18 protein-coding genes are annotated in these 24,406 nt (G+C 42.0%); 4 read left to right on the forward strand and 14 right to left on the reverse strand.

The window, feature by feature from the left end; translation table 11 throughout:
* Positions 1-192: 192 nt before the first annotated feature.
* The 7 genes from AAEY94_RS17145 to AAEY94_RS17175 form a co-directional block, all read right to left on the reverse strand.
* Positions 193-1,644, reverse strand: coding sequence for an SLC5 family protein (locus AAEY94_RS17145; RefSeq protein WP_101087333.1), 1,452 nt, complete (start codon positions 1,642-1,644; stop codon positions 193-195).
* A 35-nt stretch (positions 1,645-1,679) separates the two neighbouring features.
* Positions 1,680-2,444, reverse strand: a complete 765-nt coding sequence (locus AAEY94_RS17150; RefSeq protein WP_101087332.1) for a SapC family protein — start codon at positions 2,442-2,444, stop codon at positions 1,680-1,682.
* Between the two features lie 9 nt (positions 2,445-2,453).
* A complete protein-coding gene (locus tag AAEY94_RS17155) occupies positions 2,454-3,977 on the reverse strand; it encodes a tryptophan halogenase family protein (protein ID WP_101087331.1) in 1,524 nt (507 codons plus the stop codon).
* A gap of 130 nt (positions 3,978-4,107) precedes the next feature.
* Positions 4,108-6,873 carry a TonB-dependent receptor gene (locus tag AAEY94_RS17160; RefSeq protein WP_101087330.1) on the reverse strand — a complete coding sequence of 922 codons (2,766 nt, stop codon included), beginning with the start codon at positions 6,871-6,873 and terminating at the stop codon, positions 4,108-4,110.
* Between the two features lie 369 nt (positions 6,874-7,242).
* The gene (locus AAEY94_RS17165; RefSeq protein ID WP_502959409.1) at positions 7,243-8,604 is read right to left on the reverse strand and encodes an alpha/beta hydrolase family protein; all 1,362 of its coding nucleotides are present in this window, start codon (positions 8,602-8,604) and stop codon (positions 7,243-7,245) included.
* Between the two features lie 127 nt (positions 8,605-8,731).
* Positions 8,732-9,886, reverse strand: coding sequence for a galactokinase (gene galK, locus AAEY94_RS17170; RefSeq protein ID WP_101087328.1), 1,155 nt, complete (start codon positions 9,884-9,886; stop codon positions 8,732-8,734).
* Complete coding sequence (locus tag AAEY94_RS17175; RefSeq protein ID WP_101087327.1) at positions 9,879-10,931, reverse strand: UDP-glucose--hexose-1-phosphate uridylyltransferase; 1,053 nt, start codon at positions 10,929-10,931, stop codon at positions 9,879-9,881. The genes galK and AAEY94_RS17175 overlap by 8 nt, the downstream gene beginning before the upstream one ends.
* 252 nt (positions 10,932-11,183) lie before the next feature.
* Here AAEY94_RS17175 and glpD point away from each other — a divergent pair, with 252 nt between their 5' ends.
* A complete protein-coding gene (glpD, locus tag AAEY94_RS17180) occupies positions 11,184-12,707 on the forward strand; it encodes a glycerol-3-phosphate dehydrogenase (protein WP_101087326.1) in 1,524 nt (507 codons plus the stop codon).
* A 73-nt stretch (positions 12,708-12,780) separates the two neighbouring features.
* Here the strand turns inward: glpD and AAEY94_RS17185 are convergent, their stop codons facing one another.
* Genes AAEY94_RS17185 through AAEY94_RS17195 form a run of 3 tightly spaced genes read right to left on the reverse strand, consistent with a single transcriptional unit; the run spans position 12,781 to position 15,431 of the window.
* Positions 12,781-13,707: an SMP-30/gluconolactonase/LRE family protein gene (locus AAEY94_RS17185; RefSeq protein ID WP_101087325.1), complete on the reverse strand. Its 927-nt coding sequence runs from the start codon at positions 13,705-13,707 to the stop codon at positions 12,781-12,783.
* The gene (locus AAEY94_RS17190; protein WP_101087324.1) at positions 13,700-14,662 is read right to left on the reverse strand and encodes a 2-dehydro-3-deoxygalactonokinase; all 963 of its coding nucleotides are present in this window, start codon (positions 14,660-14,662) and stop codon (positions 13,700-13,702) included. The genes AAEY94_RS17185 and AAEY94_RS17190 overlap by 8 nt, the downstream gene beginning before the upstream one ends.
* A gap of 1 nt (position 14,663) precedes the next feature.
* Positions 14,664-15,431, reverse strand: a complete 768-nt coding sequence (locus AAEY94_RS17195; RefSeq protein ID WP_242445160.1) for an SDR family NAD(P)-dependent oxidoreductase — start codon at positions 15,429-15,431, stop codon at positions 14,664-14,666.
* A gap of 195 nt (positions 15,432-15,626) precedes the next feature.
* Here AAEY94_RS17195 and AAEY94_RS17200 point away from each other — a divergent pair, with 195 nt between their 5' ends.
* On the forward strand, positions 15,627-16,325 hold the full coding sequence (locus tag AAEY94_RS17200) for a FadR/GntR family transcriptional regulator (RefSeq protein ID WP_101087323.1): 699 nt from the start codon (positions 15,627-15,629) through the stop codon (positions 16,323-16,325).
* Positions 16,326-16,420: 95 nt separating this feature from the next.
* Here the strand turns inward: AAEY94_RS17200 and AAEY94_RS17205 are convergent, their stop codons facing one another.
* Positions 16,421-18,553, reverse strand: coding sequence for an alpha-galactosidase (locus AAEY94_RS17205; RefSeq protein ID WP_101087322.1), 2,133 nt, complete (start codon positions 18,551-18,553; stop codon positions 16,421-16,423).
* 277 nt (positions 18,554-18,830) lie between these two features.
* Here AAEY94_RS17205 and AAEY94_RS17210 point away from each other — a divergent pair, with 277 nt between their 5' ends.
* A complete protein-coding gene (locus tag AAEY94_RS17210; RefSeq protein WP_101087321.1) occupies positions 18,831-20,795 on the forward strand; it encodes a beta-galactosidase in 1,965 nt (654 codons plus the stop codon).
* A gap of 53 nt (positions 20,796-20,848) precedes the next feature.
* Here the strand turns inward: AAEY94_RS17210 and AAEY94_RS17215 are convergent, their stop codons facing one another.
* The 3 genes from AAEY94_RS17215 to AAEY94_RS17225 form a co-directional block, all read right to left on the reverse strand.
* Positions 20,849-21,070, reverse strand: coding sequence for a DUF2061 domain-containing protein (locus AAEY94_RS17215; protein WP_101087320.1), 222 nt, complete (start codon positions 21,068-21,070; stop codon positions 20,849-20,851).
* Between the two features lie 196 nt (positions 21,071-21,266).
* Entirely contained in the window at positions 21,267-22,181 is a 915-nt protein-coding gene (locus AAEY94_RS17220; protein ID WP_101087319.1) for a 1,4-dihydroxy-2-naphthoyl-CoA synthase, read from the reverse strand.
* A 99-nt stretch (positions 22,182-22,280) separates the two neighbouring features.
* Positions 22,281-22,628, reverse strand: a complete 348-nt coding sequence (locus AAEY94_RS17225; protein WP_101087318.1) for a hypothetical protein — start codon at positions 22,626-22,628, stop codon at positions 22,281-22,283.
* Positions 22,629-22,704: 76 nt separating this feature from the next.
* Between AAEY94_RS17225 and ccoG the strand changes: the two genes are divergently transcribed.
* Positions 22,705-24,132 carry a cytochrome c oxidase accessory protein CcoG gene (gene ccoG, locus AAEY94_RS17230; protein ID WP_101087317.1) on the forward strand — a complete coding sequence of 476 codons (1,428 nt, stop codon included), beginning with the start codon at positions 22,705-22,707 and terminating at the stop codon, positions 24,130-24,132.
* Positions 24,133-24,406: the final 274 nt, after the last annotated feature.

Genomic DNA, 24,406 nt, shown 5'->3' on the forward strand with positions numbered 1-24,406 from the left:
ATTTTTTGATCTCAGTGTAACTAAGACCGGAGACAAGAGAAGTTATATTCATTTTTTTCTAATGCTAATCATATCGGCACAGTACTAATATTCTTGATTAGTAAGGCCTAAATTATCATTAATTTAGATTTTTAGGGTAAAAAAAAAGAGCGAACATTTTGTCAATGTTCGCTCCGGTATCGATGTTACCTACTAAGCCGTTTCTATCTCGTCGCCTTTGGCAAATTGAATCGTGTTGCCAAACACAAAGCGGTTTGAGACTAACGCAAAGGTGATGCAGGCGGCTAATGTGACTGGCATTAAGTGAATGTAGTGCCAGCTTGAATAGAATGGGGAAAATTCAAATGTTAGTGAGGCATATAGCATTACTCCAAATATAACCGCACCGATCCCCGCTCTGGCATCTATATTTTTAAACACTAAGCCTACAATAAATATCGACAGAATAGGCATGCTGAGTAAACCATTTAACTGTTGTAATAAGTTGATGATACTTTCGGCTTGTTGATAAATAGGCACTAATGCAAGAGTTAAAATACTGAGTAATAATGTAACCCAACCGCTTAAGCGCACCACGTTAGGGTCTTTTTTAATATAGGCTTCGTGAATGTCACACACATACAGCGCCGTCGCTGAGTTTAGTAAACTGTTGTATGTCGATAATACTGCCGCAGCCATTGCGGCGGCAAATACACCCGTTAACCACGTTGGCATGAGGTCACCTACAATTCGCCCGTATGCAGCATCACCAATATCACCATACAGTTTGTATGAAACAATCCCAGGAATAACCACGATAGCCGGTACGATTAGAATACGAATACCTGCTGCAGCAAATACGCCTTTTTGAGCTTCTTTTAGTGTGGGTGCGGCCATGGCACGTTGAGTAATGGTTTGGTTGGTACCCCAATAGAACATTTGGATGAAAATCATTCCGGTTAGTAGGGTGTGCCAAGGTAAAGGCGAATCATCACCACCAATGAAGGTGAGTCGTTCTACCGGAATATCAGATAAGTCATAATTAATCGCATTTAGGGCTAGATACACCACAAAAATGGCCATGCCCAGTAATAATACTCCAGAGTAGGTGTCTGATACGGCTACCGCGCGTAACCCTCCGAAGAAAGCATAAACTGCGCCTAGTGTCGCAAATGCAACAGCAATATACATAAGTGGAATGTCGACATTAAACATGGTCTGCATAAACAGAGAGCCTGAATAAATCACTGCTGGCATGTAGATAAAAGCATTACCTAAAAAGAATATAGACCCAATAACGGCTCGTATATGCTTGTTATTGTATCTTTTTTCCAACAACTCAGTTGTGGTGGTACAGTTATACTTGTAATAAACGGGTAAGAATAATTTAGCCAGAATAATCAGGCCAATCACAGCAGAGAACTCCCACCATGCTAGCAGTGCCATTTGGTTACCGTTCATGCCCACCAGCTGATCAGTACTTAAATTTGTTAGGGTGATAGACCCTGCCACAAACACCCAACTTAAGCCGCCCCCAGCGAGAAAATATTCTTTATTTTGTGTGCTTTGTTGACGGTTGCTGCCACGACATTTTATGTACGTTAATAACCCAATCATTGCCGTTACAATGGTAAATACGGATATTTGAATAATATTTTCAGACATTATTGTTCCCTTTCCCAAGTTTTTATTGGGTATTGTTATGCCGCAGCTGAATTTTTACTGACTTCTAATTTGATGCTTTTTATTGGGTTCAAGCCTGGGGTTTTATTGTGCTTTTTGATCAGCGCATTGAGTTGAAATAATGACATTAGCATGGCTTGTAATGGCGCAAGATAACCTTTCTGGTGTAGCTCAAAGAGTGCTTCTTGGCTGAGGGCTTGTAGTTTGTCTTCATCAATAGTGAATAAACCCGACAAACTAGGTGTTGAGCCATCTTGATGCTGGATTAAAATACTAATTGGGCGTAGCAGGCCAAGTTGGCTAATATGCTGATTAAATGCTTGGGTCTGGAGATCATTGTTAATGTCAGATTCAAGCAAAGCTTTTACTCTAGATAAATGCAGCGATGCTTTGCCGTTGGTTTCAAAAATGGCTTGTCCTGTTGTGGCAGAAAACACCCCATGTTGTTCGTCAATACCAATGGTGTAACGTTGTGGGTCGTCAGGTGACATCATCAAAAAAAATGGAAAAGTTTGCATGTTAGTTGGCGTGTGTAGCGCGGTCCACTTACCTTGTTCGACAAATAGGTTGCTACCTTGCTCGAAGCTAGTAAATGCCGTTAATACCCATTGACCATTGTTACCATCACGGACATAAACAATTGGCATACTGCAAGCCGTTTGGCTGACTTCAGATACCCGCAGGTTCATGATGTTTTGTTGATGAGCAAATTGGATGGCGCTGTCGTTTGCTAATCGTAAGTTTTGGTGCTGTTGAGGCGTTAATTCTGTTAGTTTTTTCATATTTTTATTCTATTGTTGAGAATGAGTTAACCATTGTTCAATGAAGTCTCGATGAGGCGGCAATGTATTGAGCATCTGCTGCGTAAGCTGAACATTACGGTTAAGTATCTGAGTGGCTTGGGCCTGTTGTTGGTATAAGTGCGCATGTTGAGAATAGTCAGGGCTGAAACCCATACCATAAAGTACATATTGATAACTAGCGGCTGGAAATAACTCATTTGGGCCATTGAAGTCTTTGCTGGTGGGGCCTCGATAAGCCCAAATGCTTAAGTCTTCTTGTAAGCTCTGTGGAATAGAGTCGGGATGACAATGTGCTTGCCAATAGGGTTCGGGTCTTTTCGTCAGCATGTAATGTAGTTTTAAAAAATCAACAATACGTCCCCAGCGATATTCCATTTGTTGGTTAAACCGTTTGGCCGTTAATGCCATGATGGTATCGTTAACCGGTAGGTTGTCGGCAATGTAGCGTGCAGATATTTCGACTAGCATAATCGCAGTGGCTTCTAGTGGCTCAACAAATCCTGCTGCCATGCCAACAGCAACACAATTTTTTTGCCAATAGCGTTCACGATGACCACTTTGATAGCTGATTTTTTTTACGCTTAAACCTTCGGCTTGGGGGCCAATATAACGGCGTAAATTGGCTTCAGCCTGTTCGTCGGTCATATAACGGCTTGAATACACATGACCGACACCGCGGCGATGTGTTAAGCCAATATCCCAAATCCAACCTGAGTCCTGCGCTGTGGCGATGGTGTGCGATGCAATCGGGCTATGCTGATCTGTATAGGGCACTTGCATTGCAATGGCGCGGTCGTTAAATAGCACATGATCCAGTTTAACAAACGGCACATTAAGTGTTTTACCCAGTAATAAAGATGCAAAACCGCTGCAATCGATAAATAAATCACCGTCAATTGAACCTTGGTCAGCAAGTGAAATATGGCTGATGTTACCTTGGCTATCGACATGGGCTTGTTCTACTGTTCCGATGACATGCTCTACTGCTAGCTTGGCTTTACAATGCTGTTTTAATAAGTCGGCAAAGGCGCCAGCATCAAGATGGTAAGCATAATTGCAGCTGCCTTGATATTCGCCTTCTGCCATGCTGCGAGGAGCAAGGCCTGACTCACAAATAGCATGTTGGAAGTTGGTGTGTTTGGCATAGTCTTTGATGTTGTCGATATAAGGTGCTAAGTCGATACGACCATAACCTAATGGAACCGTAAATGGATGGTAGTAAAAGTCGCCATTTCCATGGACCCAGTTAACAAACTTGCCGCCTTGTTTAAACGTTGCGTGACAAGCCTTAAAGACTTCGCTTTCGCTTAAACCTATTTGTTGTAAGGTATTTTTCATGGTTGGCCAAGTGCCTTCACCAACACCGACCGTGGGAATGTCTGATGATTCCACTAAAATAATTGTTAAGTCATTACCTGTCTGGCTTTTATGATGCGATGCAATGATAGCTGCGGTTAACCAACCCGCTGTACCTCCACCCACAATGATTATTTTTTTAACTGCTTTTGCCATTGGGTTAACATCCTATTTGCAATGAAATGTGCTTAATTACCGGCGTAGTTAAACACTATCACAAGGTGTGTTTTATATATCATAAACAAAAAAGACAGGTGCTAAGCACCTGTCTTTTATTACTTATAATTTAAAACTTGCCTCTAACGCCTAGAGAATAGCGCGATCCGTTATCTTCAACCGAATAAATTTGGTTGGCGAAACGACCTGTTTGAACGAGCTCTTCTTCAGTGATGTTAATGCCTTCAACAAACACCGATACATGTTCAGTGATGTCATAGCTGGCGCTAATATCCCACTGGCCAAACGTTTCGGTATTGATTGGTTCACCATTAAAACCATTGTCTAGCTGACGTAAGAAGCCTTCGCGGTTGTTAAATGCAACACGGGCTTGGAAGTTATCTTGCTCATAGAACACGATTAGGTTTTGTGAATTACCTAAACCTTCAAGTGCGAAACTTTGAGTGCTGTTAGCATCTACTGTCACATTGCTATCAACCACAGTCGCGTTGGCGGTAACACCAAAGCCGTTGTCGAAGATATGAGTTAAGGCAACTTCATAACCAGTAATACGTGCTGATTCACCGTTACGAGGGCGGGTTACAGTGTACTGTTCTGACTGACCATTTAACTCTTCTGTTGTGCCAACAACTGGGTCAGAACATAAGTCTGAGTTAGCCGTGCTACAGTTAAAGTCTGGGCCAGTTCGGTCAGTCATTTGGTAAGTTTCATCACCCGTTAACGTCACGATAAAGTCGTCAACTTCTTTACTGAAAAATGCAAAGCTGAAGATGCTGGCGTCATCGTAATACCACTCGTAAGAGATATCCCAGTTTTCAGAACGGAACGGTTCAAGTGATGGATTACCACCGCTAGCTGTTAAGTTCTGACGACGTGGCTCGTTAAAGTTAGTCGCTGGAGATAGCTGTGACATGGTTGGACGGGTTAACGAGTCATACATGGCAAAACGTAGCACCATGTCGTCTTGTAGGTCTAACTTCACGTTTACGCTTGGCAACAAGTTTGAGTAAGTTGTGCCTTGAGTAATATTTGTCGCTGGACCGTATATGTTTTGGAACAATGTCGCATCACTGGTCGGTACTACGTCAGAAATATAACTCTGTACGGCACTGACTTCTACATCAGTCGTTGAGTAACGAGCCCCTAAATCAACCGTTAATGGCATATCACCTACGTCATACACAAACGTGAAGTTCATGTATAAGCTGCTGACATCTTCATTAATGGTATAGCGATTGTTTTGCAGTGTTGGGGTGATTGGATAACCTTCAGCGGCTAAATAATCGACCATAGCATCACCATCATAGGTGTAGAAGGTGTCGATTAAACCAGAGAAATAGTTATTCGCAGTATAGGGTCTGAAGTTAATGGCTTCATTGGGTGCAGGAGTACCATAACCACAGAATTGACACTGACTACCAAAAATCTGGTAACTGGATTTTTCACGCTCTTGACGGTATAGACCAAATTTCGCTTTCGTGAACACCAATGAATCAGGTGAATATTCGAAATCAGCTTTAAACTCAGTAATTTCATCTTCGTCAGTAAATTGATTACCTTTTTCGTTATAATGTAAACGAGAAAGGCCGGCATCAGGTAAGTTGCCATTTTCAAAACCACCATGGATAACGGTAGGGGTTCCACCCGTGCCATCAAATTCATAGCTGTTGGTCATACCGACAACGTTGAAACGGTCGCGGCCAGCACGATCGTTTTCAGCATTTGAGTTTGAAACATCAAAGTTAGCTTTTAATTGGTCTGTAATATCCCATTTAACATTTAAGCCGACACCGCTGTTTGTCACGTCGCGAGAGTTGCGAGTGTGCGACACAAAGTCAGTTGCTGGGTCGCCACTGCCTTGATGTAAACCCACATCTTGGCTAAAGGTTAATAAGGTGCCTGTTGCAGGGTCGATAGAGGCATTGCCAACGCGGTCTGGCTCAAACCATGATGCTAAATCGGTAACTTCAGAATCCACTTCAAATTTTGAAATAAAACCATCCAAGGTAATGCTGACGTCGTCAGACGGAGCATACTGGAATACTAAGCTACCGTTAGTACGAGTTCGGTCCTGTTGATCAACGATTTGGTCCCAGTTACGTGGAATATAAGCATTGGTAAACAACACGCCATCACGTGAATTGGAAATAGTTTGACCACCACGCCAACCGGCGGTGTTGATTTGGTTAATTTGAACTTGGCGCTCTTGATGGCTTACGGCAAGTAATACACCCATAGTTTCATCATTGAAGGTGTTACTGATCAAACCTGAGATAGAAGGTGAAATTTCTTCTGAAAGACTTTCATACATTCCTTTCACAGAACCGACAAGTTGGAAGCCTGAATAATCAAACGGACGCGCGGTAGTGACGTCGACCGTACCGCCTATACCACCTTCTTGCATGCTGGCACTGCTGGTTTTATAGACGTTAGCACCCGTAATTTGGTCAGCGGCTAAGATGTCGAAATTAAACTCACGACCAGCGCTATCTGTCGCTAATTGACGACCGTTAACCAATACTGTATTGAATTGTGGGCCAAAGCCACGAACCGTTACTGCCTGACCTTCACCACCACTTCGGTCAATCGATACACCAGTAATACGTTGTAATGATTCGGCTACGTTTAAATCTGGAAACTTACCTAAATCTTCGGCTGAAATACCATCCGACACAACCGAAGCAGATTTCTTATCGGCCATTGAATTTTTTAAACTGCTGCGTATCCCCTTTACAGCAATAACTTCTATTGTTTGTTCATTAGCTTGAGTTTCTGCTTCTGCTGCAGAGACGCCGTTAACACTTCCTAATGCCCCAGCAATGGCAAGTGCTATCGTTGTCCTCTTACCAAAAGTTGTGATTCCTTTTGTCGACATTTTTCTTCCCCCAGTTGATGTTGTTGCTTTTTTATAAAATCTTTATTTTTAATTAAAGCTTATTTATCTTATAAATATATTAATTGAGCTTAAATATCAACCTTTTCTTAACCAGTATGGTGTAATTTAATGATGAATTTTTAGACTAATCACTGACATCATGGTGATATACATTGCAATAAATAGTACCAAAACCTAAGGTTGTAAATGAATTTAGTCTTTGTAATTTAAAGATATTGCTGTCATCGCTCAATGTTTATTCAGACAGTAATCAGACTGTATTTTTTGTGTTTATTACACTTTGGTATAGTTCATTTCTTGTAAAAAAAAACAGTCTGATAACAATCAAAACAATTTCAAAATGGTTATTTATTGCGGTGCAGATTTCATATCCCATGACATGCCTGTGGCATAGCGGTGGGCAAAACCTTTCCAGGCTGTCGTTGGATTGCCTTGTTGATCTTGCTCATTAGACTGAGCGCTTAATTGTAGGTATGAACACTTATCTTGTTGATTTTTAACATGGCAATCCATCATAGCTAATGCAAAGTGTTTATTGATGGTATTAAGCTGTGTCGTATTCCAGGCGGGTTCAAAATAGTGGCCTAAATCTATTTCATTTTGGTAAGCCACTTTAGGTGCTGGATGTGGGGCAATATTATGGCGAGCATTATGATAGGTGAGCATATAGGTATGTTCACCGCCAGTTTGCTGGTATAGCGATTGAATGCTTTTATAACCAGAAATATCATCAAGATCGCCAGCAACATACAGTGTTGGGACGGTTATTTTTGCTAATGCTACTGGGTCAAATAGTTGATGATTGCCTCCCCAGGGGGCCATAGCAATCATGGCTTTCCATTTAGGATCTACCGTTACAGGGGCTGTTTGGCCACCAGCACAGGTGTTGAGTAAAGTAATGGCACCATTGATAACATTTTGGTCTTTGCTGCCGGTAAAGGTAGCGGCAGTTTGTGGGTTAAATTGATAACAGCCGCCCACAGTGTTGACCGCACCATAGCCGCCCATTGAATAGCCAATCAAGCCTGATCGTTTCGTGTCGATAATGCGACTGACAAAATTGTCGCTGCCGGTAAAATAATCAAGGGCAAATTGTTGATCACGCGAACGATTTAATAATGTGCTAAAAAAACCGCTAAACGGAGCATTAACCATATCGACATCAGCATTAGTAGAGTCGGTGTGATCCAGTGCCGCAACAATATATCCGTGTGACGCTAGATGCTCAGCTAAGTAAAACATAATGGTGCGATAGCCAGTATAACCATGGGATAACACGATGAGTGGAAATGGCTGATCCGTTAATGAGGCCACTTCTGCGTCACGAGTGGCATTGCCTTGCAGTGAAAATGGTAATCCTAAACGGGTTTCATCATTATAAACGGCATTTAATACTGCCGGTTGGTTTTGCTTGGTCGCGGCAGTTTTGTTACTTGGGTACCACACCTCAATGTTGAGTTTTCGGTCTTCAGCTATTTGGGTTTTGGGATTAAATTGATTTTTATGAATCAAGTTAACAGTTTTAACACCGACTTGATAAAGCCCTGTTTGCGCTAGCTCTGGCAACGCTTCCTTTGGCAGTGTGTTGGGGTAAAGCTGTTCGGCGACTAGAATGGTATTTTTTGTGTCACTGTCTGTTGCGTTTGCGGCAATGGCGCTTGAGTGGGTGCCTAAACATAACAACGCGATAGAAATAAGTGATTTGGTCATCATTAATGCTGTCCTTTTCAGTAATGCATGCTCTTCAGCATGGGCTGTAGTACTTGGTCATTTTTATTATGTAATGTGGGCGGGTCCTCAACCCACATCATTTTTTGTTATCGGCTCATTTACAGAGTTACTGCTGAAACGTTTCTACGGTTAATCCTTTGCCTGCGGTGCAAACATAAATGTCCGCTTGCAAATTAAACTGCGCAAAATAGTGTTGCTCAACCGCTTGCTGAATAGCGGCTACGTCTTCATTACGGCATAAACACACTATCGCGCCGCCAAATCCACCACCGGTCATGCGTACGGCGCCTCTGTCTGCTAAAGCTTGTTGGCAAATTTGCACTAAACCATCGGTGGCAGGTACGGTCACTTCAAAGTCATGCTTTAACGATTGATGTGATGCGGTCATTAAAATGCGCAGTTGTTCGATGTTATTACTGGCTAAGGCTTGGGTTGCGGCAATGACGCGGGCATTTTCGGTGATCACATGGTGAGCTCGGGAGAATTCATTCGCGCTCATTTGTGGCTTAGTTTGCATTAACAACGCTAAGTCAGCATCGCGCAGGGTGGTTAAGCCCATTTTACTGGCGGCTTGCTCGCAGTCGATACGGCGTTGGTTGTATTCGCTGTCGACTAACTTTCTAGGGTAGTTAGAGTTAACAATAACAATCGATAAGTCTGTTGGAATGGTCACCGATTTTGTGTGTAAATTTTGGCAATCGATTAATAACGCTTGGTCTTGTTGACCTTTAGCTGAAATTAACTGGTCCATTATGCCGCACTGGCAATCCATAAAATCATTCTCGGCTTGTTGACCGAATAAGGCGATTTGCTCTTCGGTTAAATTTAGGCCGCAAACATGATTAAACATCCCTGCAATCGCCACTTCTAGTGCCGCCGAAGATGACAAACCACTGCCTTGCGGCACATTACTTTCAATCAATAAATCAACACCTTGTAGCTGGTGGCCAGCACGGTTAAGCACAAATGCAACCGCACGGATGTAGTTGCCCCATTGTGACTGACCAGCACTAATTGGTTGATTAACGTCAAAGCTTTCTTGTTCATTCGGATACATGGTTGATAGTACATTAACCGTGTTGTCATTTCGTATATGGTAAAAAACTTGAGTGCGGAAAGTGAGTGCGCAAGGTAATACGAAACCTTGATTGTAGTCGGTGAATTCACCAATTAAATTAACCCTACCAGGAGCACTAACTACCCCTTGTGGTAATGATGAAAACTGCTGCTGATAGAATGCCTGTAGCGCGTCGTTATTCATTATTGTTTCCTTGAGAGTAATGGATGTCGCTGGCATTTTGTAAAATTTTTGCAGCTGTTTCTGGGCTTAAATCGCGTTGACTTTCGGCGAGCATCTCGTAGCCGACCATGTGTTTTTTTACGGTGGCTGAGCGTAATAGTGGTGGATAAAAATGGCCATGTAAGCGCCAGTGGCTATTGTCGTCAAGTTTGCTTGGTGCACTGTGCCAACCCATTGAGTACGGGAAGCTACAATTAAACACATTGTCGTATCGGGTGGTGAGTATCTTAATCGCTTGGGCTAAAGCAGTTGATTGCACATCGGTTAGCTCACCAAAATGGCGTACATCATCTTTGCATACGAGTAAGGTTTCAAAAGGCCATGCAGCCCAAAATGGTACAACCACAAGCCAGTGGTCATTTTGATAAACAACTCGCTCACCGTCGGCAATTTCATGTTTAACATAATCGCCGAGCAAATTGCCGCCATGATGTTGTTGGTAGTTACGCTGGTTGTCTTCTTCTAATTGTATTTCGGTCGATAAATGATTGTGGGCCCATACTTGTCCGTGGGGATGAGGTTGTGAACACCCCATGACTTCACCTTTGTTTTCAAAAATGTGTACACATGCATACTGAGCAGATAATTCGATGTAGTTCAGTTTCCAGGTATTAACTACATCATTGATCTCAGCCACGGATAATTCTGGTAAGGTTTTATTGTGCTTAGGTGAGAAACAAATCACTCGGCATTCACCCGTAGCCTGCTCTATTTCAAATAATGGATTGTCATGATTGAGCGCGGCGGAATGTTCGGTCACTTGTGACGTTAGTGCGCCAAAGTCGTTAGTAAACACAAAGGTTTTATCATAAGCAGGATTGATACTGTCGTTTGCACGATGATTGCCGGGGCATAAAGGGCATGTGTTATCGTACTCTGGTAAATTCGAAGGGGCATTTTTTTCTGTCGCACCTAACCAAGGACGATTATTTCGATGTGGCGACACTAGCACCCAATTACCTGTTAACGGATTTTTTCGTCTGTGGGTAAATTCAAACTGACTCATGGCAATCCCTTTCATCTATATGTGTCTGGAGCAATAACCAGAAAATGCATATTATTATCTCAATTGTACTGTTGATAAATGCTGCAAATTTAATTTATATGATAAATACTACTATTAAGTATTTTATTTAACAAGATGTAATCAATTTCGACAAGATCTTTCTAATTCAGCTTGTCAATTGACCGTCTGTCACTCTATGATGTTGCTAATATATATTATTTATCATATTTATTTTAGTGGTGGGATACGTAAATGGAAGCCGATAGAGAAATTGTTGATGTTGTCGTGATTGGTGGCGGCATAAACGGTGTTGGAATAGCGGCCGATGCAGTGGGGCGTGGTTTACGTGTCTTGCTGTGTGAACAGAATGACTTAGCGTCTGCAACCTCATCAAATAGCAGTAAACTGATCCATGGTGGACTTCGGTATTTAGAACATTATGAGTTCCGTTTGGTTAAAGAAGCATTAGCAGAGCGTGAAGTGTTGCTTAAAAAAGCCCCTCATTTGATCACTCCGTTGACATTTAGGCTTCCCCATCAGTCTCATTTACGTCCAGCGTGGATGATCCGTCTTGGGTTATTTTTATATGACAATTTAGCATCACGCGTCACTCTGAATGCGTCTAAAAAAATTAACTTCACACAAGATAGCCCATTAAAACCTGAAATTACTCAAGGGTTTGAATATTCTGATGCTTGGGTCGATGACTCTCGTTTAGTGGTATTAAATGCCCTTGCAGCGAAAGAGTTAGGGGCACAGATTTGTACTCAAACCCGCTGTATTACTGCCGAACGCGACAATGGTATCTGGAAACTCACCTTACAACATCAAGGGGACAAGTCATTACGTCAGGTGCATGCAAAAAGTATTGTTAACGCTTCTGGACCTTGGGTGTCGAGCTTATTTTCAAATGTATTAAAGCAGCCTTCACCACAAAAAATTCGTTTAGTAAAAGGTAGCCATATTGTGGTGCCTAAAATCCATCAACAGCCACACGCTTATATTTTGCAAAATGTCGATCAGCGGATTGTGTTTGTGATCCCATTTGAAGATGACTTTTCTCTGATTGGTACCACTGATGTTGATTTTACCGGCGACCCTAAAGATGTGCGTATCGACCAGCAAGAAATTGATTATCTGATTAGCATTACCAATCACTATTTTAAAAGCACTATTAGCGAACAAGATATTGTGCATACGTTCTCTGGGGTGAGACCATTAATGGATGACGAGTCAGATTCGGCGCAGTCGGTGACCCGTGATTACACCTTTATTGTCGACGCCCCTAAAGATAAGGCGCCGCTATTGTCAGTGTTTGGCGGCAAAATTACGACATATCGAAAACTGGCCGAAGCGGCAGTCAATCGATTAAAACCTTTCCATCCTCAAATGGGTAAACCTTGGACAGCAACTCAAACGCTACCTGGTGGTGATTTTACTGATTTAGGTGATCTTAACCGGATTTATCAGCAACAATATCCTTGGATAAATACACGATCTATTAATCGTTTATTACGAACTTACGGAACCCGTACCCAATCCATTTTAAATGATGCTGCGAGCCGCGAGGCATTGGGGATTGATTTTGGTCATGGTTTATATCAAGCGGAAGTCGATTATGTTATTGCCAATGAATGGGCCAGTTGCAGTGCAGATATTTTATGGCGACGGACTAAGCTAGGTTTGCATTTTACTGAGGAACAACAGCAAGTACTGAGTGATTATGTCGCCAGTAAACAGGAAGTTGCACCGGCGGTTGTTTCTGATGTGAGTTAACCTTAACGTGTTAACACTAGCACCCAAAATGATAAAAAGTTTTTGGGTGTGTTTTATCTGCCATTGCTGTGATTCATGCTTGGTTGATATTGATACTACAAGGTGTGTCGACGATCCCAGTAACGTGATGCAACTGATAAATAAACACGTTACCCGATAATGGATAATCAACGAGTTGCTGTTGAGTCAGTTCAATACGTGATGTTGTCACAATTAACCAATCTAAATTTGGGCCACCAATGGCGACACTAGAGGGTTGTACAGCAGGTAAGATTAACTTTTCGACGATATGACCATCTGGATGATAACGTACCACGCTATGATCGCCCCATTGGGCATTCCACATAAAGCCATGCGCATCAATAGTTGAACCATCAGGAAATACATGATCTTCGGTGGTCGCAAACAAGGTTTTATCCGTTAATGTTTTGTGTGTTGGGTTATAGCGATATTGATGGATGCAATGTTTTTCAGAGTCTGCGTGATACATAATGTTACCGTCAGGGCTCCAACACAAACCATTAGAGATCAAAATATCTTCAATGGTTTTATGGCATTCACCGTGGTTATCTATCCGGTACAAGTTGCCTTGTTGATGTTGATCATGACGGGTTTCAACCATGGTTCCCGCCCAAAAATGTCCACTGCGATCGGTGCGGCCATCATTAAAACGGTTACCTTTCTGTGCAACTTCAGGTTGGCTAAGCCATGTTAATGCATGTGTATCGAGATGATACAGTGCAAAACCTTGCTCAAAGGCGACAATTAACTGAAATGTTTGCTGTTCTGCTAAAAACGCAAAGCTGCCAATACGATAGGGTAAACTGTATTGATCGTGCAGCTGAGTCTCGACACTGTATTTGTGAATTTTTCCTTGTATGATATCGATCCAATAAATGGCTTGTTGTTGTGGGTGCCATAAAGCATTTTCACCCAAATCATTTTGTGATGGGATAACCTGTATAAGATCGCCGATGCTCTGGGTTAGTGTATTATTCATCTGTCGAATGATGTGCGTGTTGGTACACAACATTAAATCCTGCCAATGTCGCGTCTGTAACATCCCATAATGTTGTGTTGATATTACAGTGATGTAACACTTCAACAAAACATTGGCTTAAGTGAGGTGGACCAATAATCGCCACTGATTCTAATTCTGTTAATTGCCACTCTTGCGCGCTCATCGCTGCGCGAACATCACTTCCTATCAATAGTCCTGATAAATACGCATGTGCTTGTTTGGTTGAGAAATCCTCAAAAAGCTGTTTACTGCGGACGCTATATAATCCGTGATAAAAATTATCGTTAGTAGATGACAAGATAAAATCAGCACCGTCAATAAATGCGCCAAAATCAAATTCTAAATCTGATACTTTTTCTTGGATCAATACGCTGTTAGATGACAATAGGTCATACAGTTCACCGGTTAGCGCAGTTTTGAATAAAATGACTTTACCTTCTTCAATTAGCACCCATTTAGTATGGGTTCCAGGCAAGCATACAAGATGTCGACCAACTAGATGCTGTGGAGCCATCGCAAGCCAGCCCAGTAAATGAAATTCTTCTCCACGCATCGAGTCATGGAGTTGGTTATAAAGCTGGCAACTTAATCCTGGGAATATGGTGACTTGATGACCTTGACTGTCAAAGCGCGCCCCGGCAGAGATCACCTCTTGGGGCGAAATAGGACAAGCAAGATATTGGGTTTCTTTCCAGCCAATGCTTGAACCTATTTGACCTATCATCAATATAGGTAGTTTTCCAAAACGATTAGCCCAAGGCGCAATACTGTCCATTAGTGTGGTTTCAAAATCAGTTTGAATTTTCTTCACGCCGACATTATTGGCTTGTTCAAGCACGATTAATGGTTTACCGACTTCGGCTAAACATAGATAAGCACGTAAATGGCTTGTGCCCCAATCGACAGCAATAAAATGTTGATTTTTAGCAAGCAAGCTAAGCTCTCCCACCGTCAATATTGATACACTGACCGGTGATCAATTCACTATTGTTTGAGGCTAAAAACAGGGCGAGTTTGGCAACATCTTGAGGGGTGATTCGGCGTTTTAATGCCATCGCATCAGTCCATTTTTGCTCTTCTTGTTCTGTTAGCCAGCTGGCCAGCTGCTTTTCGGTGGCGACCCAACCGGGCAAAATGGCATTGACACGAATACCAGATTCTCCAAACTCACGCGACAATGAGCGTGTCATACCAATTAAGCCTGCTTTTGCTGTCACGTAGCCGGTCATTTGTTGTGAGCCTAATAACGCGGTGATTGAACTGAAATTAATAATGCTACCGGAATGCTGCAGCTTCATTAAAATATAAGCCGCTTGAGATGCAAAAAAAGCAGGGTCTAAATTAATTTGCATGCACTTATGCCAATCATGGGCTGAAATCGTTTCGACATCTTGGCGCGCATCATTAGCGACATTATTTATCAGTACGTCAAAGCGGCCAAAGTGTTGACCAACATCTCTAATGGCTTGTTGTAATGATTCGGAATCGGTGGCATCGACAGCGCGAAACCAAATTGATGAAGCATCAATTTTGGCCATTTTGCTAAGTAGATTGGCTGCTGTTTTATGATCGATATCAATAAAAGCCACTTTAGCTTGTTGATGTATGAAGGCTTCGACCATAGATGCGCCAATACCACTGGCGCCGCCGGTAATAAAGATGACTTTGTCTTTCAAGTCTTGATATTGGGTTAACAAACTCACTTATAACGCTCCAAACCTACTTTTTATGATTATGGTTAACTAGCGGTATTTATTGGATTTAATGATTAATCCGAAAAATAATGATGATTATTATGTCTATTTCTAACATTAACACCACTGAAAACAAAGTTATATCGTAATTGCGTTTAAATATGATATAACAGATTTATGTACTGAATATTGGACAGTAAAAGCATGAATAATTCTCCACGTCAAAATTTAACACATCAATTAACTCACGATTTGGGCATTGCCATTGTAAAAGGGGTTTACCCTGTTGGCGAAGGTTTACCCTCTGAAGCTGATTTGTGTATTGAATACGATGTTAGCCGTAGCTCAACGCGTGAAGCGGTAAAAATGCTGTCTGCAAAAGGCCTTATTTCATCTCGGCCTAAACAAGGTATTCGGGTGTTGCCTGAAAGCAATTGGAACATGTTTGATACCGACGTATTAAAATGGATTTTAAGCAGTAAACCGTCATTGTCTTTACTGAAAGAGTTTACTCAAGTGAGGGTTGCGCTAGAACCGCAAGCGGCGGCACTTGCAGCAATGAACGCATCTGATGAGCAATTAGCGTCTATCGAGAAGGCACTCGAACGTATGGTTGAAGCTGAACAAGGTTTAGATGACCCGTTAGAAGCTGATATTGCATTTCATACCAGCATCCTAATCGCCAGTGGTAACCGTTTTTTTGTGCAATTAACCGAGTTTATTGGTACCGCACTCAGGGTGAGCATTCGTTACACCAACAAGATAAAAGGCGTGCCGGGTGCGGATGTGAAAAAGCATGCCGAAATTTTTAATGCGATTAAAGCGCGCAATCCTGAATTATCTAAAGCAGCTGTTTCAATGATTTTAGATGAAGCACTTGAGCTGATTGAGTTGAAGTTGTAGTCGGTCGAAACAATCATAAAAAGAGCACCTAAAGGGTGCTCTTTTGCTTAATGGGGATAAATAATGTGCGCTATAAAGAGGCGCGCGATAAAGTATTATTTCACTTCATTTAACTCAAAAATCAACGACGTTTGTGGGAAAGTAATCGGCAACTGCATGCCAAAGGTCATTAATGCTTCACCACTAAAGGTTTGATTGTCTGTCATGGCTAATACAGACGGTGAGTAGAATGAAAATCCGGCCGGCCAAATTAGTGATAGTTGATAATCTCTGTCGGCATCTAATCCTGCAAAATGATATTTTGGCGGATTAGTTCGTTGGGTCTCTTTGACGCTGTTGTAAGCAAACAAAGCTTGGGTTTGGTTTGTATTAACAATACCAAAGTTGATTGAGTCGCCATCGCTGTTTAATCGTACCAACTTGCCACTGTGAATTAACTGACGATGCTGTTTGTGCAGTTTGATTATTTGCTGTAACTGCTCACGTTCATCATGGGTTAACTCTCGAGGATCCATTTCAATCCCCATGTGACCAAAGAAAGCGACCGCGGCTCGCATGGCAATATTGATGTGTCGCCCGGTAATGTGACAATCGCGCGGGCCAACATGCGCCCCCATCACTTCTGCTGGGAAAAAGAATGAACAACCACGTTGAATGGTGAGTCGATCTAATGCGTCATTTGAATCTGAAGTCCATACTCGATCAGTGTGTTGTAATACACCGTAATCAACTCGCGCACCACCAGATGAACAACTTTCAATTTCAATGTGTGGATGACTATCTTTAAGGCGCTTGATTAAAGCATAAGCGGCTTTAGTTTGTTGATGTACTGCCGGCTTACCCAATAAATTACCTGCATGATTGAGATCGCGGTTCATGTCCCATTTGAGGTAGAGAATTTGTGGGTATTCAACCAAGATATCGTTAATCGCATTAAACAGATAGTCAGTCACGTCTGGGTTCGTCATGTCTAGCACTAGCTGTTTTCTAAATTGCAGCTGCTCGTTACCTTGGGTTTGCAGCGCCCATTCAGGGTGGTTGCGATATAAATCGCTGTCTGGATTAACCATTTCAGGTTCAAACCATAAACCAAATTCCATGCCCACGTTATTAACATGATCAATCAGTGGTTGCAGTCCGTCTGGGTAAATTTCACGATCAACAGTCCAGTCACCTAAACCGGCAAAGTCACCACGGCGACCTTTAAACCAGCCGTCATCGAGTACAAATCGTTCTGCGCCAATGTCAGCCGCTTGGGTCGCTAATGATTGTAAAACAGCAACATCATGGTCAAAGTAAATTCCTTCCCAAGTGTTGTAGTGCACTGGGCGTGGCTTTAGGCGTACCTTTTCAGTGATAAGTGATTGACGAACATACTGATGGAAGCAATGAGATAAGCCACTAAAACCGTCATTAGAATAGGCTGTATATAACGTTGGGCTGACATAAGACTCGTTAGGCGCGAGTATCATTTCACCAGGCATTAATAATTCACCTAATTGGGCATAACTGCGGCCTTCTGCAAGTAACTCCGCTCGCATTTTATGGTTGCCACTCCAACCTAAATGAAAACCATAACACTCACCGCCTTGTTCATGGGTGAGTTTGTTGTGCATTACCATGCCTGGGAAATTGTCGTGTGAGGTTTTACCTTTACGGTTTTCACGCACAAAGCTGCCTAAGAAGGTATCAAAAGACTTGCGTTGGAATTCGTTCGACCAACGGCCTTCAAACGACATTACTTGGTCAATATGCAGAGGCATCGGAATGGTTGGCGCTGCACACCAATTCACATTAACTGAGGTTTGGCCTAAATTGGTTAATTCTGTTGTCGCACTGAGTACGTCACTGCGTGGGTTAAGCTGTAAGTGATGCTTAACGCTTAGCTGACGTAGTGTATCAACTGACTCGAAATACACTTCGTTTTCATTCGGTTGGTTCACTTGTGTTAGTGCACCACCAATTGACCATGCAATGTTGTTATCAAAAATTTCAATGCCAGGTGCACCGGTAAAACCTTCACCCATTAACGGCGATAATGAAATAGGCGCTTCAACAACAACTGAGCATTTAGCTTCTTGTCTGGTGCTTAACCGTTTCATCATGTCAAAGCTGGTCTTTTCAGATAACTTTTTACCAAAATACAAAATGGCAGGAGTCTTGTTTAAGCAATCAACGATCAAGCTAGTATGTTGGCCATTAAGCAAAACGAACTGGGGATGTGACATGATATTGTCCTTGATTGACGTTTTTGTGTTTATACACACTGATTAAGCATACATATTCGAATGTGTTGGATTGAGCCAGCAACATTCTGCAGTGTGTTAATGATGTATTCGGATTATTTTAAAATACTATATATCATATAAATACTAGGTTAGTATATTGATCGTCATTAAAAATTGGTTAAATAACCCCGTAATTTTGCTTGTGACGGTAGGGTATAACCTTAACTATATCCTAGTATGAGCCAACGGTTTTACGCACTATATATTGGAGATTAACATGTTAGGAGTTTGCTACTACCCTGAGCATTGGCCTGAATCTATGTGGCAACAAGACGCAAAAGAAATGCGTCAGCTTGGATTACAGTATGTGCGTATTGGCGAGTTTGCGTGGTCTAGAATTGAGACCGGTGATGGTGAGTATTCTTTTGAGTGGCTGGATCGTGCCATTGAAACGTTAGCTAACGAAGGGCTGCAAGTGATTATGTGCACGCCAACGGCTACGCCTCCTAAATGGTTAATCGACAAATACCCAGACATTTTACCTGTCGATATTAAAACAGGTACTACCCGTGGCTTTGGTTCGCGCCGTCATTATGATTTTTCAAGTGATAACTACTTTCGTGAAGCAATGCGTATCTCTAGCGTTATTGCACAACGCTATGGTCAACATCCTGGCATCTGTGGCTGGCAAACGGACAACGAGATTGCTTGTCACGATACTACTCATAGTGGCTCATTGGTGGCTAAGTCAGCATTTCAACAGTGGTGCAAAGCCTATTATCACAACGATATTGAAAAGCTCAATACTGCCTGGGGTAATGTTTTCTGGTCGATGGAATATCAAGATTTTGAACAAATCGAATTACCTATTCTAGCGGTAACTGAAACCAATCCTGCTCATCAACTGGCTTACCGTCGTTTTAGTTCTGACCAAGTGGTGAAATTTCATGATGCAATGGTTGAGATCATTCGTGCTCATGCGCCAAATCGTTTTGTAACCCATAACTTTATCCCGTTAGTCGATACTCAAGCCGATAACTTTGCATTAGCCAAAAACCTCGATTTTGTCAGTTACGACAATTACCCGCTCGGTCGTTCAGATATGTTTTTTAAACATATGCCAGCAGAACAATTTAAACCGTACATGCGTACCGGACACCCTGACTTTTCAAGTTACTCGTTTGACCAAAGCCGTGGTGTGAGTAATAAAAACTTTTGGGTAATGGAGCAGCAACCTGGTCCAGTAAATTGGGCGCATCACAACCCTCGTCCTGAAAAAGGCATGGTTAGACTGTGGTCATGGCAGGCGTTTGCCCACGGTGCAGATTGCGTGTGTTACTTCCGTTGGCGCCAAGTGCCATTTGCGCAAGAGCAAATGCATGCAGGCATTAAACGTAACGATAATTCGAAAGCTGCAGCTTGGGCTGAAGTTGAGCAAATGCGTGACGAGTTGGCCAAAGTCGATTTTACCATTAGCGATCCAGTACAAGCGAAAGTGGCTATCGTGACAGGTGCTAACAGTCAGTGGGTGACCGAGATTGAACGCCAAGGTGACAGTTACAATCATCAACGCGTTGAGTTTGCTTATTACTCGGCATTACGTCAGTTAGGGTTAGCTGTAGATTTTGTCTCTGTAGATCATGATTTGACACAGTATGCTTTAGTTGTCGCACCGTGTTTACCGATTGTGCCGCAAGCCTTTGTTGATAAATGTCAGCAAGCCAACGTACATTTGGTTATCGGTCCTCGCTCAGGCAGCAAAACGGATGAATTGTCATTAGTGTCTACGTTAGCACCGGGAGCATTCCAAGTTTTAGTTCCTGTAAGAGTATTATCAACTGAAACCATTCGTCCAGACTGCAGTGAAGTATTGCATTTTAATGGGGTTGAGTTTGAAAGCCAGTGCTGGCGAGAAGAGCTAGAACTCGGCGATGGTGTTGATGTGGTGGCGACGTATCATGATGGTAGTCCTGCTGTGGCTCGTCATCAAAATACTAGCTATGTAGCGACATTGACCTGTGATGGATTCTTACTCGAGTACTTTAAAATACTAGCAGTAGAGTTAGGGTTAACCATATTAGCGTTACCTAATGATATGCGTGTGGTTAAGCGTGGTCAGTATGCTTACTTGTTTAACTATGCCGGTTATCCGCAAACTGTGCCTAGTGAGTTACAAGGGCAATACGTTTTAGGCAGTGCAAACCTTGCTGCTTACGATGTTGCTATCATGAAACTCGCATAGTGTAGCAACAAGTATATGTTAGTAAGATTATGGCCATCAATCTGGCCATAATCTTAGCTCACAAGCTGAATTGACTCTGTTGTTATCTCAGCTTGTTGCATCTTTTTCAACTCAATGTTTTTCCACACCTTGTCATGAAAGTAGAACACAACTGTATTAACGGCAGGTTCAAGCAGGGCAATGGTACCACCGATAATAATGCTACCGGTTAATAGGTAGGTAATCGTAAAAGCGACACTGAAGTGTAAAATGGCAAAGCTAATAGTCTTTTTCATGATGAATCCCCTGTTTGATTTGTTTAAATGATAACAGTTATCATTATCAAGTAAAGAGGGTTAATTCGATTATTGCAAATGAAAATTTCGATTACGTTTATTATTTTTAATCTTGAAAAAAATAAAGACCCTAAGTAGGGTCTTTCATAAAGTTAATCACATGAATAAATGCAGTCTATAACATCAGGTGTTGAGATTAGTAATGCCAAGGAAAACGTGAAAAGTCTTGATCTCGTTTTTCTAAAAAGGCATCGCGACCTTCTTGAGCTTCTTCACTCGCATAGGCTAAGCGTGTTGCTTCACCAGCAAACAGTTGTTGGCCTACTAAACCATCATCAGCCATATTGAAGCCATATTTAAGCATACGCATTGCAGTGGGGGATTTAGAGTTAATCTCTTTGGCCCAAGCTAAGGCTTCAGTTTCTAGTTCGGCATGTGGAATGGCACGATTTACCATACCCATGTTAAATGCCTCTTCTGCAGAGTAATTAAACCCAAGAAAGAAGATTTCGCGGGCTCGCTTCTGACCAATCATCTTGGCTAAATAAGCACTGCCATATCCGGAGTCAAAGCTACCTACATCAGGGTCGGTTTGCTTAAAAACAGCGTGTTCTTTTGACGCCAATGTTAAATCACAAACCACATGTAAACTATGTCCACCACCCACAGCCCAGCCAGGTACAACCGCAATGACCACTTTAGGCATGAAGCGGATCATTCGCTGCACTTCTAATATATGTAGGCGCCCCATTCGAGCTACATCAGGAGTACCTTCTTCAGCACCTTCATATTTATAGCCATCTTTACCACGAATACGCTGATCGCCACCTGCGCAAAATGAGTATTGACCTTTTGCTGATGGTCCATTTCCTGTAATAAGTACACAACCTACATCGGACCATTGTCTAGCGTGGTCTAGAGCCATATAGAGTTCATCTACTGTTTTAGGACGAAATGAGTTAAGGCAATCAGGCCTGTTTATTGCGATACGCACCGTGCCTTGGGATTTTGCCCGGTGGTAAGTGATGTCTTCAAAATTGAATCCTTCGACAAGATTCCATAACTCAGGGTCAAAGATGTCAGATACTGATTCAGTTTGTGATGGTGTCATAAAAAAACCTAGCCCCTATTGCAGATATTACACAAAGGCTAGGCTTATTTGATACTTAGGTCAATTCGTTAGCATAAAATCGTTAACGAGCACAAGTTATTAGATTTTATCGCAAATAAATTGCAAATTTTCTGTTGAAAAAACAGGGTGGCGAGCACTACTATGGCAGTATTCGATTTTAAACTCACTAATGGCTTCGTTACTGGTAAATACACCATCTAATTCACGAATTTCAATTGTCGATAAACGCTTATAAATTTCCTCTTTAACTTGTGGAATGTGCTTATCGATTTTAATGATTTTTGTACCCGTCATCGAATCAAGCTTTTTATCTGCCTTAGTAAACATCGTTTTAATGTCATTAATTGGCTTATCAAGCTTGTCTGTTTCTGTCGCGAAATAATAAATAATCCCCGCGATTATTGCTAATCCTATCCAGCCTCTCATCTTTTTATCCAATAATGTGTTATTACCTATATAATAAGCTAGTTATCGTTCAATATTAAAGCAGTAAGGCTGTAACATGACGACAGAATCCAACTCCAAGGACTTTTCCAAACAACAACGTATTCAAATCCATCAACCTGATGCTAGTAAAGCAGACAGCTTCAATCCGCGCAACCGTATTTACGTAAGAGCTGTCGATGGCTTATGGACAACCTTACGACGTTATATGGGTTGGATAGCCATGTTATTTTTCTTACTTCTGCCTTGGTTACCCTGGGGAGACCGTCAAGCCGTTTGGTTTAATCTTGCTGAGCAAAAATTTCACGTCTTTGGTTTAACTATTTGGCCACAAGATCTCACCTTGCTTGCCGCACTCTTTATGATAGCCGCATTTGGGCTGTTTTTCGTTACCACTTATCTCGGTCGAGTGTGGTGTGGCTATACTTGCCCACAAACCGTGTGGACCTTCATCTTTATCTGGTTTGAAGAAAAATTTGAAGGCGCGCGTAATAAACGTATCAAGCTTGACCAAATGCCGTGGAGTGTCAATAAACTCTGGCGTAAAACAGCAAAACATACTTCTTGGTTATTAATATCACTATTAACAGCCACTACGTTTGTATCCTATTTTGTTCCAAGTCGTGAACTCTATATTGACTTCTTTACCCTTAATGCTGGTGGCGGGATATATTTTTGGGTGGTTTTCTTCACTATTGCTACTTACGGTAATGCCGGATGGATGCGTGAGATCATGTGTATTCACATGTGTCCCTATGCCCGCTTCCAAGCTGCCATGTTTGATAAGAATACCTATATAGTAGGCTACGACACCCAACGCGGTGAAACCCGTGGTCCTCGTACACGTAAACAAGATCCTAAAGAGATGGGTTTAGGCGACTGTATTGACTGTGACTTGTGTGTACAAGTGTGCCCAACTGGAATCGATATTCGTAATGGTCTGCAATATGAATGTATTAACTGTGGTGCTTGTATCGATGCATGCGATAACACAATGGAACGCATGGGATACGACAAAGGGTTAATCAGTTACACAACAGAAAACAAACTTGATGGTGTGCAAGAAAAGGTATTGCGACCTAAGTTAGTGGGTTACGGTGTGGTACTCACGGTGATGATATTAATATTCATATATGCCAGCGCAACGATTGCACCTGTTCGTATGGATGTTATTAGAGATAGAAACTCACTTTATCGAGAAAACAACCAAGGCAATACAGAGAATACCTTTACGATTAAAATTCTCAATAAAACAGAACAGCCGCAAGAATATGAGCTAAGCGTCGAAGGATTGCCTAATGCCAGATGGATTGGCCCACAGCATGTATCGATAGAAGCGGGTGAAGTATTAACCTTACCAATTAGTATTGCTGTTGATCCTATTGAGTTGAAGAGAAGTATCACCAAAATCGATATCAAAATAACTGCGCAAATAGATGGCAGCCCAATAGAAATAAAACAGGAAACTCGATTCTTTGGTGATTAGAACTGAGTGAAATAGCCGAAAAAGGGACGGATAGTCCCTTTTTTGTTCTTTTCGATTGAAAAAGCACCTCTCGGTCATGTTTTTGCAATATTTAGCCTATTTATGCTTGCACAAATAATTAAGCTCCCTATAATGCGCAACCACTGACACGGCATACGTCGCTGGCAGGTTGTAAGGTTCAAATTGAAGTTTACAACGGCGAAAAGAAAGTTTGAAAAAACACTTGACGCCAACCCGGGAAAGCGTAGAATACGCACCCCAAGCCAACGACCTA

Source organism: Shewanella sp. AC34-MNA-CIBAN-0136 (genome assembly GCF_040309945.1).
GTDB lineage: Bacteria > Pseudomonadota > Gammaproteobacteria > Enterobacterales > Shewanellaceae > Shewanella.